We start from the raw sequence: 14,820 nt of genomic DNA on the forward strand, positions 1-14,820 counted from the left end.
GCAGAAAAGGCAGAAGCCGGAACCATGCAGCAGCCCCCCCGGAAAAAATCGCAACCGCTTCTCGATCGGTCTCTGCTTTTGCGCGCCTATGGCTTCTTGGGATTGCTGGAAGCTGCCGTAGCGATGGCAGCATTTTTTCTGGTGTGGTGGAGTTACGGTTATGACTTGGCAGAATTACAAGCCGCAACCCCAAGCATTCTGTCTCATTCAGCAGATGCCGCTACGATCGCCATCTATACTCAAGCCATTACTATGACTCTGGCATCTGTTGTGGCTTGTCAAACGGGCAATGTCTTTGCCTGTCGATCGGAACGTGGATCAATTTTGCGGCTGGGATTCTTTTCTAATCCACAAATCTGGCTCGGAATTGTCATTGAATGGGTTTTAGTGGTGCTCGTGATCAATAACGAATTGTTGAGCCGCATCTTTTCGACAGCACCTTTAGCACCCTGGCAATGGCTGCTATTGTTGGTGTGTCCACCGATCATTTTAGGAGCAGAAGAACTACGAAAAGTGGTGTTTCCTGGGAAATTGATTCCGAAGCAGAGCCAGAAAGGTAATTAGGTTGAATTTTGTGAACACTTGCTACTCCTAATTGCTGACGATCGCATTTACGGATACAGATATATCTAGAAATGCGATCGGGTAAACTGTTCCGCCTGTTAGTAACTACCGCGCATCCCCAATTAAAATAAACGGCGACCAATAAAACGGATGGCGAGTAATTTGACTCAATTTAGCTTGCCGCAAAGCTTCATTTTTACTCATCCCTTTATTGATATTTTGATAAAATTCAACCATCAATTCTTGAGTAGCTGAATCATCAACATTCCACAAACTTGCCATCACAGCATTCGCACCCGCACGCTCAAATATATATGCAACTCCCGCTATTTCTTCACCGTTAGAATTCGCTTGCATAGCAGTTTGACACGCGCTTAAGGTGAGGAGTCTGGTGTTTTGCAATCCTAATAACGCCGCATCGCGAATATTGAATTGGCTGTCAGCAAATAGCAGTGTATTTTCCTCCATGCCCAATTTTTGACAGCCTCCCTGTTGGAAACAGCCGTGAGTTGCTAGGTGCAAAAAGGGAAAGCGGGGTGCTTGAGTTTTGAATTGGTCGAGGGTGGCGGTATTGCCGATATAGGTGGAACTTCCCGGTAATAATTGAGCGATATTTCTAACTTCTGCTTCGGAACCGGGTAGATTTTGCGGATTTCGGGTGACGGGATTTCCTAATGCTAAGATGCCGCCTTGTAATGTCGAATAGGGAATTGACCTGGTAGAAATGCGGGTGAGATAGTTGACGGGATATTTCTGGATGAGGAATTCATCGGTTTGTTCGTCATAGAGCGTTTCAAAGGGGATGTAGCGCAGTTTTCCCGTAGCGATGATGCTCAATTGTTTGGGTGAGAATGCCTTAATTTGGTCTTCTACGGGACGAATCAGGATTTCGTAGAGTTTGCTGCCAGTTACGGTGAAGTTAGTGTCGCCAGTATTTTGCAGCTGTTCGCGGTATTGAGTGAGGAGTTTGTCGAATTCTGCAGGATTAATAGTAATTTTTTTAACACTTAAACTATCTTTTGTCAAGACAAATAGGGCGATCGTATTGGGGACATTCCCGATATTTGTGAGCAAAACTGGTTGAATGACAACGGTTCCGGGTGAGATACTTGCTTTTAGTTGGGCGATGTCTTTGAGTTTGGTTTCAAATAGTTCGGCGACTTCTGGGAAACTGCGGGAGATTTCTTCTGCTTGGCGGTTGACTTCTGCTTCTAATTCCCGCATTTGTCGGGAGAGATTTTCTGAGAATTTGTCTTTGAGTTGGCCGCGGAGGAATTGCAGTTGTTGATTTTTTTGATTCCACTCGTCAATGGCTTTTTGTGCTTGGGGGTTGGCAACTTTGGCGTCAATTAAGCGGGTGTAGTCGGCGAGATCGGCTGTGGTGGCGATGTTGACCCATTGAAAAGCGCGATCTGCTTGGTTTTGGTCGATGAGGAGGGATGTGAGGGCGATCGGAGTTAAGTTATTAGCTTGTAAAAACTTTTGGCGATTTTCTCGCTGTAAGCCACTCCGCATTTCTAAAGTAATCTTGATGGAGTCCTCCAAGTTTTTGATGGCATCAGTAGGTTTATTTATATCTCGGTAGGCTAAACCAATATTAGTTAAAGTAACAGCTTCGCCAGGGCGATCGCCAACTTGCAGCCTAATTTCCAAAGCTTGGTTATAGGATTTCAATGCCTTGTTTGGTTGTTTCATGTTTTGGTAGGCTAAACCCATATTATTCAAAGTAGTAGCTTCCCCAGAGCGATCGCCCCCTTCCCGCATAATTGGCAAAGCTTCGTTAAGGTATTCCAATGCCTCTTCTGGTTTGCCAATGTTGTTATAGGCTAAACCCATATTAGTTAAAGTAGCAGCTTGCCCTGGGCGATCGCTCACTTCCTGCCTAATTTTTAAAGCTTGCTTAAGATATTCCAATGCCTCTTTTGATAGTTCAAGTTTGTCGTAGGCTAAACCCATATTATTCAAAGTAGTAGCTTCCCCAGAGCGATCGCCCCCTTCCTGCCAAATTGCTAAAGCTTGCTTAAAGTTGTCCAATGCCTTTTCTGATTTTCCAATTCTGTAGTGGACCCAACCAATACCATTCAAAGCAACAGCTTCTACAAATCGAGCGTGTACTTCCTGGGAAATTGGCAAAGCTTGGTTATAGTATTTCAATGCCTCTTCTGGTTTTCCAATGCTGTCATAGACCCAACCAATCTGAGTCAAAGTAAAAGCTTCCGCAGAGCGATCGCCCACTTCCTGCCAAATTGGCAAAGTTTGGTTATAGTATTTCAATGCTTCTTGTGGTTGTCCTGTGTTCTGGTAATACGAACCAATATTAGTCAAAGTTCTAGCTTCCCCAGAGCGATCGCGCACTTCCTGCCAAATTGGCAAAGCTTGCTTAAGGTATTCCCATGCCTCTGTTGATTTGCCAAGTTTGTCGTAGGCTAAACCAATATTAGTCAAAGTCAAAACTTCCCCATAGCGATCCCCCACTTCTCGCGAAATTGGCAAAGCTTGGTTAAAGTATTTTAATGCTTCTTTTGGTTGTCCAATGTTGTTGTAGACGATACCAATCCTATTGAGGACTGATACTTCCGTTTTTAAATCGTTCAATTGTCGTACAATGCTTAAAATCTGCTGCCATGTTTCTATTGCCGGTTGCGATCTTCCTTGCTGTTGCTGTTCTATTGCTTGCCGTATCAGTTTCTCTACTTCTTGACTCTGTGCATTTGGACTTTGTGCCCTACTAGGTTGCAGGATCGGTGGTACAATCAGAGGAGCTAAACACACACCCAAAACCAAAACCTTGCTAATAATTCGTTTCATTTTTTTTTATTCACCGAATGCGATTAAATAGGAGAGGCATCAGAAGTCTCATTACATATAATCCTGAAAATCTTCTAATGGTTCATCAAAGTCATCAGATATGGTAATCACCTTGCAGTCGCTCCCAAACAACGGTGGACGGTGCTGTCTTAAACCCCTAACACAATCAATAAGGAGTTACTAAAATAGTCACCGTCTTTTTCTGCGGCTCGAATTTCATTTCATCAACTACAAATTGCCGATCTTTTGCAACTGCCAAAATTGCCCGCAATTGTCCCCGATTCACAACAGGCGACCTCAATTTTACCTCAGCTTGACCTTTGACAGCATCTATCAGACGAAAATCGCCGATCGGAATACCGTTCCATTTCGCTTGAGTATTTGTATCTACTGAGTTTTCGCCCCGAATAAACTGCACCCCATTAGTTCGATAAACCACCGCATTATTGGGAAATACTATTTTATCAATTTGACTCAAGGGGAGCGATCGCTTTTCCCTCGATCCCTGTATCCATAATTTTTGCCCTTTCTCATCAATCTCTACAACTCTACCATCTCTTTTTTCGCCCCCTTTCATCACAATTTCCGCTTGCGTCGGCAACGCTACGGGTATGGGCCCGCTGGCGTTAGCCTGTGCTTGTACGGATGGCAAATTGCGTTTCTGGACTTCCTGACTGGTGGCATTAACTCGTGCAGCCATACTCGCCGTTACTGTAAAAAGTGCTACAACTAGAAAAGAAAGCGTTCTGCGTTTCATACTTCCCTAAACTCCTTTCAAGGGTAAGCGTTAACCCGCTACCATTATAAACCCATACTTCAGTCCCTTGAGGGTAAATCCGTGCTCCCAACTCCAGAATCTACCCCCGAATCGAATATTTTAGGCAGCTTTGCCAGTGTTTTTGGCTTGCTTGGTGCTGCCCTGTTTTTCACGGGATGGATTTATCGCTGGTCTTATTTTTCCTTCTTTCAGCTAGAGGTAACGACTCTCGATTTACCCGTCGAATCGTTTTTTATGGTGCCGCTTCAGGTGTTTTTAGCTGGCGGAAAAAGCATATTCAAAAGTACGATTGCCCTTGTGATCACAGCCCTGGCGATTTACCTCAGTTTGTGGCTGGCTAATAGTATAAACAAGACAGTTTCTGTTAAAATTAATGGCATAATTACACGGTCGCTTTCCTATCCTTACGGCAGAAGATTCAGGTGGATTTACCGCATCCTGAAATCTTGGCAACAATTTAATGTAAATAGATATAACTCGATAAAATTATTGCGATCGCTAGTTGACGAAATTATCATCGTCGGTTGGGTATTGCTAGTGTTGTTTTGGTCAGCATACCACCAAGGTATTGCCGATGCCCGACGCGATGCCGGGGAAAATTCCTCTTTACCCGCAGTTGCCTTAATCGCCAAGCAAGACAACATTGCTTTAGGCAGAAAACTCGACGATCCAACGCTCCGACTAGACCCCAAAGGATTTAAGGCGATCGGCGATGCAGATCTATTTACAGATTTGAGCAAAAGAGATTATACTGATATCAATAATCCCAAAGAACCTAGAGTTTGGCGGTTACTTTTGGAGAGAGGAAACTGGATTTATATGTTTCCGGCTTTAACAAATAAACAGCAAACAGACCCTAAAGCTCGCCCGCCAGTGATTGCCATTCAACAAAGTCAATCCGGCGATCAATTGTTAATTGTAAGTCCCGAAGCTTCTAAACAGTCTAAATAAATTAGGCTTGGGTCTGGTTTTCATCCAGGATTATACACAGATGGTCAGAAACCTCGGTTAGTCCGATAGTCCGCCAGTCCGTTAGGGGTTACAACTCCCGACGGACTTTTGCTATTAAGCCGAGGTTAAAATCCCCGACGGACTTAATACAGAGTCGCTACCATTGTCACCGTCATTTGTGTTTATTTGTTATGTGCGATCGCACATAACTTCAAACACACCCCCTGGAATAAACTGACACAAAGCCCTCCGCCGATCGTCCGCATCTTGGTGGTTGACAAAACGCGCAATTGTATAGCGCTCAGCATTCGGTAAAATTTGGATGATCGCCCCCCTTTGACTTTTCAGGTGTTTTCCCTCGCGAATTTGAGTTGAGTTCGATAGGGGAAAATTTCTATTATCTCCATTGCAACCTATTAAACTAATCGGTAGTCCTGCATAAGTAATGATGAAACTCGATATAACCCTATGTGTGTAGGGATTAAGGGAGCAAAAATCCTAACTCTTGCACCACTACCCAGCACATGAAGCCCTCGGAGTTTGAAAATAAGTTGGCTACCTTACCCGAATCCTCATCAGTTGATGGATATCTGAATTCTAGAGCCAACAAACATCGTAGCAACACAAAATGATGCCTAAGTAACCCCAACTTTTCGGTTAACACATACATTTAAAAATCTAGAATTTTTCGGATAACACTCTTTAGATCGTCATTAGCAGGCCGTTTGGCAAACTGCTCATGACTGTAAATCGCAACCAGTCTAATTGTGCAAGTAGTAGCGTTCACCAAGTACATCAGTCTAATTTGCCCCGAAGCCCCTTTTGCCAACCTGATTTCCAATTTATGAAAAGTCCATTCTTGGGGTAACAGAGTTTTTCCCGGTAGAGGTTCATTACGAGAGTTCTTGGGGTATTGATCGTCAATTAAATCTTCCAAAGTTTTTGCAATCATGGCAACAAAGTTTTCTTTGTGAACCTTTGCAAGTTTCTTGAAAGGACGCTTGAAATTATCGGATGCTTCAATAGTTTTTGCAATCATGGCAACAAAGTTTTCTCTGTGAACCTTTGCAGGTTTCTTGAAAGGACGCTTGAAATTATCGGATGCTTCAATCGAGAAGGGAGTTGAGCCAGTCATGCACTTCTCCTTGGCCAATACTATTTAATGATTCCGAAGCCAACGCATCGTTTACAATTTGAGACATCGCTAGTTCGTATGCAGGGCGAGCGCTTTCTATGCGATCGAGCTTTTGATAGCCTAATTCCTTCATGTCATTAAGCTGAATTGGCTCCGTTGAACTTGCTTGAGGTGGTAGACCTTTACGAGCTTTCTTCCAAGGAAATTCTCCGTGAGTCATATCGCTGAGTTGATAAGCATGGTAGCCACCGAAGTATTCCCCAATTTTTTCTAAAAGTTCTTTCTTCTCCGATGGAAAATTCGACAAGGATTCTTTGGGAGGAATTGGTCATTGTTTAGCCTCAAAATCACAGTAGAATCTATAAGCAGGAGGACAAACATGCCCATAGCGCCACGCTTGGATTTCTTCTGCAAACAACGGCTCATTGTACAGCGCCAAATGTAAGCTCTGAGCATAATATAAAAGCTTTTGAACCTTCATATTGGTCATTTCAGCTTCTATACCATCCTCATAAGTTCTGATAATCAAGTAGCTAGCAGCATTGAGACAGTCAATCAGGGCTCAATCCACATCCTTACTTAAATAAACGTTTTTTCTTTTAACCAATTTGCCAAATGTCAATATATAATTATTATATACGAAGCCTGTAAATAGTGCAGTAATATATTTAAAATGTATAACAACATACACCAGAATAAATATTAAATAGGACTTGCCAAAAAATAAAATCTCGCACCTGGAAAGATCGCCCCCACTCACCAGATTAAAGCATTTGGACATCAAGCCAGAGGTTTGAAACATAAATTTTCGCCCCTCTGCCTACCCCCTAAATCTCTCGCCCAAACATCACATCACCCATTTCCCGCCGGTATCCGCACAGTGAAAATAGATCCTTTTCCCTTTTCGCTTTCTACCAAAATTTCCCCGCCCATCATCTGACAATAGTAGCGGCTAAGTGTCAGCCCCAATCCGGCGCCTTCGTACTGTCGCGTTGATGAACAGTCAGCTTGCACAAAAGCTTCAAACAATTTGTGCTGTTGTTCTTGCGACATTCCAATTCCGGTATCCTTGACAGATAAACAAATCCAATCGGACTCTTGAACATTCAGCAAGGGACAAGCGATCGCCGCAGAATGAATTTCATCGGCAGGTATTGAATCGTCAATCGCCGATCGCCCTGCTGCATTCAATTTGCCGCTTCCTTTAATGCGCCTGACAGTTAGTTTAACTCTGCCGTTTTTGGTGAACTTAGCAGCATTACTCAGCAGGTGCATCAAAACCTGCCGCACTTTTTTGAAATCTGCGTGCATGATACCCGCAGTTCGATCGCACTCAATCTCCAAAACATTGCCATTTTTCTCTACCAACAGTTTCGCAGCACTCGCAACATTGTCAACCAGGGATTCGATGTCAAACTCTTGGATTTCGAGTTTCATCCCCCCCGCTTCAATTTTTGACAAATCGAGGATATCGTTAATCAAAGATAACAGGTGCGTGCCCGCCTTCTGAATCTTCTGCAAGTCGGGTACAAACTCATCAAATCCCGCATCTTGGGCATCTTCTGAAAGTAGTTGACTGTAGCCGATAATCGCATTTAAAGGAGTCCGCAATTCGTGGCTCATGTTTGCTAAAAACTGGCTTTTAGCAGTGTTAGCGGTGACGGCGGCTTCCTTAGCTTGTTTCAATTCTTTTGTATGTTCCGAAACTCGCTCGATTAGGTGATTGAGAGACACAGCTAATGAGCCTATTTCGTCTTGTCCGGTGACGGAAGCTCGCAAATCAAAATTCGACTCGGCGGCCACTTGTTTGGCAATCTGAGTGACGCTCACGACGGGTTTAGCGATCGCCCGACTGGTGCGGTCAGCCACCATTCCGGCTACCACGACCGACAGCAGCATACTAATAATAATTATGGCTTTTTCCATTCCTTGAGCGTCTTCCATCACTTCACCGCCTTGCCCCTCTTGCTGCTGGGCAATATCGAGGATTTGGCTCAATCTCTCAAGGCTGCTGTTGAGCTGTTTTACACCTTCTCCACTTTCTGTGGCCAACAATTTTGTGGCAGACTCTATCTCCCGATGTGACAGTTGCGATTGCTGAATTTGCTGCAAAGTTGACTTGAGAGTATCGGCATAGGATTCTAAATCTTCCGTGCAATCTTGTAGTAAACTTTTGAGAACTTCCGGCTTTGCTGCCAGCCAAGCAGGTTGGCTATCGGCAAACTTTTCTATGCGTAACCGCAGCTCTTTTGCTTGAAAAATGCTCTTAACAAACTGCTCTTCTTGAAGTTTCAGCTTGGCGGAATTATCTACAAAAGAATCTAGCTGCGCTCCCTGCAATTGTGCCGCCATCGCTGCATCTTTAAAATTGCCGAGTAATTGCGCTTGTAGGTGAGCGTCATTGAATTGTTTTAATCCTTGTCCTTGGTAGTAATCGGCAATCACCAGCCCACTCAAAGAGCCAAAAAATCCGATTCCTATTGCCAGGAAATACCCGCGACCAATTTTTTTATGGATGGACAAAGCACCAATTTTATAGGGCCACGTTTGGCGGAGTTTTAAGGATGGTATTTCTACAAAATCCTTGCTGGATATTTTCTTGTGTGCGGTTTCTAGAGAAGCGACTTGTTCAGAAATAAAGAGCGGCATCAGTTTACCTACCTTGCTATTTTTTTGTTTACCTTTCGCGTTGCCACAGGTTCTTTCTGCGGGTTAAATGGTTCTAACTCTCGATTAAACTAGCCTTGGTATTCCCAAACGGCAACTGATAAACTTGCTTCGTTCCCTGTTTTTTTCGCAAGTTAATTTTGGACATATGCAACCGCTGTATTCTGCTAACATCTACCACGCTCTTAAGTTCTCCAAATGGAAAAGCTTGTCTGTTTAACCGTAGACATCTGCGAAAAAGCATCTGAAACTATTGTCGAGTCAGAGGATAAACTTAAATTCGGTTGATGTCTAAGAGATAATTAGGCTGTTGATGACTGTTGTCAAATTACTTTTTCGACTCGTAAAAGTCTGCCACAGGCAAAAAAAATAAAAATTTATACCCGCAGTGAATTATCCCTGCGTAGAATGTTACAGACAGAAAATTCTCTCTGACCTGTTTTGCCTGTGAGTAGCCCAAAGCTGATATTGTCTGTTGACAATGCACCCGATTCCTCAGCTTGGGAGTTTTGCTGCCAGCAATGCGACGATTGCTTAACGGTTTTTGTTGATCATCCGACAACTTTGTAGCACAGAATGTCACAAATGCAGGAGTCGATCGAACTTTTGCACCCTGGCGATCGACTTTTGGCACCGTTGCCCCGCACAGACAAGTCTGAGGTGAAGTGTCGTTAGTTGAGTATAACTGTAGGGCTTGCGAAAAGAAACCCGGTTTCCGGGAGTCAACTGTTGGCGATTGCGAGTTCTGGAGTTGCGGTGGTCAATTCGAGCGCCAGTGCTAGCTTACCGTCTCTACTCAAAGCTTCATCGGCCAAGTGTACCATCCAGCGATTCGGCTTGGCTTGGGGTCTGGCGGCGAGAACAACGGCGCAAGCTTCCTGTTCTTTGCCGCGACCCAACAGCGCAGCACAAACAGTCAAAGCTGTGGCAGTTGAACGGCTGATCCCACTTTGGCAGCAGATCAGCAAACTGCCTCCCTGTGGTGACATTTTGAGGGCAAAGTCAATAATTTTAAGTACATCCTCAAGGGTAGGCAAGATTTGATCGGGGTCGTCAACGGGGGTGTCGAGGTCGTTAAACTCCAGGCAAATTCGGTTCGAGATTTGATCAAAAGTTTTGGGTTCGGGGACGCCTGGACTGCCGATCGAGATCAGGTATTTAATCTCGCGTCGCGCAGGGCGTTCAACAATGTATTCGCTGGCTTCGGCTTGCGAAGCAATCAGGATTTTCGGCAGTTTTTCTGCCGATAAATCTGGGGAAACAGAGGGTTGAAAATCAACTATTTCTGCCTCAGTCCTGACATCCGCCAAGTATTGGGCAGCCAGCGCCCGAACGTCAGCAAATTCGCGATTTAAAGCTGTTTCTAGAGCCAGAATAGCAGCCGTTGAGCCAATTTGACCGAGTGATTTAACAGCGTTTTGGCGCACTCCAGAATTTTCGTCCCCCAGCAGCCGCACCAAACCTGCCACTGCTTCTTCTGTCCCAATTTCCCCTAAAGCAGCAGCAACTCTCCAGCGCACATAAGATTCGCTATCCCCAATTGCACTCGCCAGTCCCGCGACCACCATTTTTTGCAATTTCGCATCTCCCTCTGTATTTATGTTCCCAAGGGCCACCGCCGCCCTGCCGCGCACGAAAATGTCTCGATCCGAGAGCGATCGGATTACGGCCACCATAGCCGCCTCGCTGCTGATTTCTCCCAAGGCAGAAACTGCACTGCCCCGTACGTCAGAGTCGTTATGTTTGAGGGCTTGTACCAGCCCCGCCACAGCCGTTTCCGTGCCAATTTGTCCCAAGGCCTCGGCGGCCCTCAAAGAAACTGCATAGGAGTCTGGGTCGTCGTGAAGCAATTCTATTAAGCTGGGTACTGCCTCACAATCGCCGATTTTCCCCAAAGCCGCCGCGGCCCTAGCGCGGACGATGTGATTTTCGTCTCTGAGGGCATTCAACAGCCCGGGAACTACTTCAGAGATGCCGATTTTCCCGCAGTTGACCGCAGCCCGCCAGCGCACCTCGGAGTCTGGGTGGTTGAGGGCTTTCAGCAGCGCGGGGACGGCTATTTTCGGGTTAATTTTGCCCAAGGCCCAAACAGCCCGGGCGCGCACCTTGGACTCTGGGTGTTTGATGGCTTTGAGCAGTGCTATGGCGGCTGGTTTCGAGTTAATTTCTCCTAAAGCCCAAGCGGCCCAAGCTTGCATTTGGGAATCTTGAGATTCGAGCGATCGGGCTAATTCAATTACTGCTGCTTCGGAGCCGATTTTCCCGATCGCTCGAATCCCCTCAAGGCGCACTGCACTTTCTTGGTGGTTCAATGCGGCCACCAGCATCGGAATTGCCATATCGGAACTTGTTAGGGCCAGTAGTTGAATTTTTAGCAGCAGCGAAGTGGGGATTTTGTCGATTAATTTTATGGTAGCTGTTTGAAACTCTGGCCTTACCGTTCCTGCTAGCTTCGAGCCGAGTTTTAAATTTACTTTTAGAGCTAATTTTACTGCCCGCAAAGCCAGACTTTGCTGTTCTACTTGCGGCAATATAGTCGCCAAGGTGCGCATCCCTTGTTTTTGTTTCAAATATTTTTGATGGAATTGAGCATCGCTGAGCTCGGGTAGCTGTTGGATGAGGTTTGCTGCTGAGGTCACTGATTTATCCTAATATTTTGGCGAGCGGTTGAGATTGCTCTTTTAAACTGTCTTTCAAAAATATGGCGTCTACAAAACGCTACTTATAAAAAAAAGCTTGCACCCACTTCTAAAATATGTCTTATTCCACTATTTTTGCAACTCCCCAATTATTAATTATCGGGTTTGTTTGGGCGATCGCCTTGACAATTAGTTGCGCTTGCTGATTGGCATCGCTGCGCTCTTAACTTGCCTAGCTCTGCTATATCATTTTATACTCACATCTTGCACCATTGTCAGGAACAGGCAAGATGCCTGTTCCACAAGAAAATTCACCCTTTGTGGAACAGGCATCTTGCCTGTTAATCAAAGCTTATTGAGAATGGTGCAACATCTTATTCTATACCCACTTGGTTTGAAATAGCGATCGGCGCGGTTGACTGCAGCTAACCGGAAACAGCTTGATTGCGGGACAATCTCTCAACGAGCATAGGGCCCTTTTTTCAAAACCTTAGCCAAAGCGTTATCGTTATCTCGCAAACCTTCGTAAAAAAACATCACTTCTCCTTGAATCCCGCAAGAGCGGTTGTAAGTAATTACTTGCAACAACAGTTCGGGAGTTATGCTATATTTGCTGCCTCGATTCGTCAACAAAATACCGGGCGACACGCACTTTACTTGCTGGCCGCTAAGCTGTCCCCCAATCATTTTATCGACCAATTGTTTGTAAGCATTAAAATCGCGGCGATAAAACTGCGGGTGAAACACATCGACCAAGTTTTTGTCAACCCAAGCTTTAGAATCTTGCAAATATTCCACCAATCCCCAGTCATAAGGACTCGGCGACATCGATAGCAACAAATCAGGATTAATAGCTTTCACTTCTCGGTGTAAACGAGCTACAAACTCAGTAATAATATTAGCACGCCACTGTAGCCAATGTTGTTCTTTACAATCCGACGGCGCTGCTTTACCGCACTCTTCTAGATAGCGTTTAACCGTTTTTTCGTCGTAACCGCCTTCTACCGGAAACGCAATGCGATCGTCTCCTTGAACCCCGTTTACCGGATAATTCTTAGCAACTTCTAGCATCAACCCCAGCACAAAGTCTTGCACTTCCGGGTCAAGAGAATTCATCCAGTCAAAGTTATTTTTCTTAAGTAAATTGCCGCTGGCATCACGGGCGGTCCACTCAGGTTTTTTCGCCAGCAAATGGCCGCCCTTGCGATTGTAAGAACTCACAAATCCGTATTCAAAACAAGGAATTACTTTTAAACTAACTCTCTTGGCCTCAACACATATTTCTGCTAAGGGGTCGCGACCTTGATAGCGCGAGTCAATTTCCACCCCAAATTTTCCCCGCATAATTTTAGAAGGATAAGCCGTATAACCCTGGCTCCAAATTATAGGAAAAACGGTATTAAATCCCGTATCGGCGAGAAAGTCCATTGCCTCAGCAATTCGCTCTTTTGATGTTAGAACTTTGGAGTCAGTGGTGGTTATCCAAACGCCGCGAATTCCACCAGGATTGTTAGTCGCAAACGAACTGGGCAGCGTTGCTGGATTGGGTGCAGAAAATCCAGTCGTCGCCAACCGCTGTTGGAGGGAAGAGGTAAAACTGCGAATTGCTGATTGGAAAGGTGTGAAAAATCCCATTTATTTAATCTTTTTTTGTTGTAAGCTGGGCACTGCACCCGCTACGTTATTGATTGGTAGCAACCGGTATTATTTATGGATAAGATGCGCCGAAGAACCGCCTATATTATTTATGGATAAGGTGCGGAGTACGCACCCTACATTTATTGGTAGCACCCGATATTATTTATGGATAAGGTGCGCGGGGCGCACCCCAAGATTGTACTACCCAGCTACTCCCGACAACTTCTGGCTCAAAGCTTCTTTCAAAAGTTCTGCCTTATCAGTTTCCTCCCAAGGCAAATCTAAATCAGTGCGTCCGAAGTGACCGTAAGCCGCCACATCTTGATAGAAACGGCCGCCTCTTTCAGCAGGCAAATTCTGCAAGTTAAATGCTTGAATGATTCCTGCAGGACGCAGTTCAAAATGCTGCTTCACAACTTCTAAAAGGCGATCGTCATCAACTTTCCCAGTGCCAAAAGTTTCGATCATCATGCTAACCGGCCGCGCAACGCCGATCGCATAACTCAACTGCACTTCGCACTTTTGGGCCAAACCAGCCGCTACGATATTTTTAGCAACGTAGCGACAAGCATAAGCCGCGCTGCGGTCTACCTTGGTGGGGTCTTTCCCAGAAAAAGCGCCACCGCCGTGGCGCGAATAGCCGCCGTAGGTATCCACAATAATTTTGCGGCCCGTCAAACCCGAATCTCCTTGAGGCCCGCCGACCACAAATTTGCCGGTGGGGTTGACAAGGAAGCGAGTTTCTGAATCCGGCTTCACGCTAATATCGGCAAACACGGGTTGGACTATAGCAGTCCAAAGGTCTTCTTTGATTTTGGCTTGAACTGCGGCTGTGTCTGTGATGTCGCCGATCGTTTCAGTGTGCTGCGTAGAAATTAAAATCGTATCTATGCCAACAGGTTTGCCGTCCTCATAGATGACTGTAACTTGGCTTTTGCCGTCGGGACGCAGGTAAGATAACTGACCGGTTTTGCGGACTGCGGCCAGTTGACGGCAAATCCGGTGCGCTAAACTGATCGGCAGAGGCATCAATTCCGGCGTTTCGTTGCAAGCAAAACCAAACATCAAACCTTGGTCGCCAGCGCCGATGGCGTCCAATTCCTCTTCACTTGATTGTTCCCGGCTTTCGTGGGCTGTATTCACCCCTTGAGCAATATCGGGAGACTGAGAATCAAGAGCCACCAACACTGAGCAACTATTGGCCGAAAAGCCGTTGTCAGCGTGGATGTAGCCAATATCGGCTATTTTTTTTCGGGCTAATTCTATGTAATTTACCTGAGCTTTAGTGGTAATTTCGCCCGTCAGCAGCATTAAGCCGGTGTTGACGACAACTTCTGCTGCGACGCGGCTTTTGGGGTCTTCAGTCAGTAAGGCATCTAAAATCGTATCTGAAATTTGATCGCAGATTTTATCGGGATGGCCTTCAGTGACCGATTCAGAGGTAAACAGGTAGCGGCGTGACAATGATTATTTCTCCTTAGATAGGGGCTCTTCCTGCGCGACATCGACGACCAACGAGTTATTTTTCAGGTAAAGGCTCAGAATGATCGCGTCTGGGCTACCGTCGAATTTTTGTCGATCTGCAGAGCCGTGTTGAAGCAGGGTTTGAGACTGGGTAAAGTGACACTACTATAGCAAAG

General features: G+C 45.4%; 11 protein-coding genes. 2 read left to right on the forward strand and 9 right to left on the reverse strand.

All coding sequences use genetic code 11. From position 1 onward, the window contains the following. Nucleotides 1-564 (forward strand): cation-translocating P-type ATPase C-terminal domain-containing protein (locus QUA38_RS12880; RefSeq protein WP_333162304.1); only part of this gene is annotated, 564 nt, incomplete at its 5' end. Between the two features lie 105 nt (nucleotides 565-669). Here the strand turns inward: QUA38_RS12880 and QUA38_RS12885 are convergent. Next, complete coding sequence (locus QUA38_RS12885; protein WP_333162306.1) at nucleotides 670-3,372, reverse strand: CHAT domain-containing tetratricopeptide repeat protein; 2,703 nt, start codon at nucleotides 3,370-3,372, stop codon at nucleotides 670-672. Nucleotides 3,373-3,538: 166 nt separating this feature from the next. Next, a complete protein-coding gene (locus QUA38_RS12890) occupies nucleotides 3,539-4,129 on the reverse strand; it encodes a hypothetical protein (protein ID WP_333162307.1) in 591 nt (196 codons plus the stop codon). 81 nt (nucleotides 4,130-4,210) lie between these two features. Here QUA38_RS12890 and QUA38_RS12895 point away from each other — a divergent pair, with 81 nt between their 5' ends. Beyond that, a complete protein-coding gene (locus QUA38_RS12895; RefSeq protein WP_333162309.1) occupies nucleotides 4,211-5,101 on the forward strand; it encodes a hypothetical protein in 891 nt (296 codons plus the stop codon). 670 nt (nucleotides 5,102-5,771) lie between these two features. On the opposite strand, the gene QUA38_RS12900 is transcribed toward QUA38_RS12895, so the two are convergent. The 7 genes from QUA38_RS12900 to metK all read right to left on the reverse strand — a co-directional run bounded on the left by QUA38_RS12900 (nucleotide 5,772) and on the right by metK (nucleotide 14,644). Continuing rightward, nucleotides 5,772-6,236 carry a hypothetical protein gene (locus QUA38_RS12900; protein WP_333162311.1) on the reverse strand — a complete coding sequence of 155 codons (465 nt, stop codon included), beginning with the start codon at nucleotides 6,234-6,236 and terminating at the stop codon, nucleotides 5,772-5,774. Continuing rightward, nucleotides 6,208-6,543, reverse strand: coding sequence for a hypothetical protein (locus tag QUA38_RS12905; protein WP_333162313.1), 336 nt, complete (start codon nucleotides 6,541-6,543; stop codon nucleotides 6,208-6,210). Before QUA38_RS12905 ends, QUA38_RS12900 begins: the two co-directional genes overlap by 29 nt. A 21-nt stretch (nucleotides 6,544-6,564) precedes the next feature. Next, nucleotides 6,565-6,726, reverse strand: coding sequence for a type II toxin-antitoxin system antitoxin SocA domain-containing protein (locus tag QUA38_RS12910; protein ID WP_333162340.1), 162 nt, complete (start codon nucleotides 6,724-6,726; stop codon nucleotides 6,565-6,567). A gap of 362 nt (nucleotides 6,727-7,088) precedes the next feature. Continuing rightward, complete coding sequence (locus QUA38_RS12915; RefSeq protein ID WP_333162315.1) at nucleotides 7,089-8,885, reverse strand: ATP-binding protein; 1,797 nt, start codon at nucleotides 8,883-8,885, stop codon at nucleotides 7,089-7,091. 740 nt (nucleotides 8,886-9,625) lie between these two features. Next, a complete protein-coding gene (locus QUA38_RS12920) occupies nucleotides 9,626-11,542 on the reverse strand; it encodes a HEAT repeat domain-containing protein (RefSeq protein WP_333162317.1) in 1,917 nt (638 codons plus the stop codon). Nucleotides 11,543-12,001: 459 nt separating this feature from the next. Further along, nucleotides 12,002-13,177, reverse strand: coding sequence for a family 10 glycosylhydrolase (locus QUA38_RS12925; protein WP_333162319.1), 1,176 nt, complete (start codon nucleotides 13,175-13,177; stop codon nucleotides 12,002-12,004). Nucleotides 13,178-13,381: 204 nt separating this feature from the next. After that, nucleotides 13,382-14,644 carry a methionine adenosyltransferase gene (metK, locus tag QUA38_RS12930; protein ID WP_333162322.1) on the reverse strand — a complete coding sequence of 421 codons (1,263 nt, stop codon included), beginning with the start codon at nucleotides 14,642-14,644 and terminating at the stop codon, nucleotides 13,382-13,384. Nucleotides 14,645-14,820: the final 176 nt, after the last annotated feature.

Origin of the sequence: Microcoleus sp. Pol12B4 (assembly GCF_036701385.1) — a bacterium.
GTDB lineage: Bacteria > Cyanobacteriota > Cyanobacteriia > Cyanobacteriales > Microcoleaceae > Microcoleus.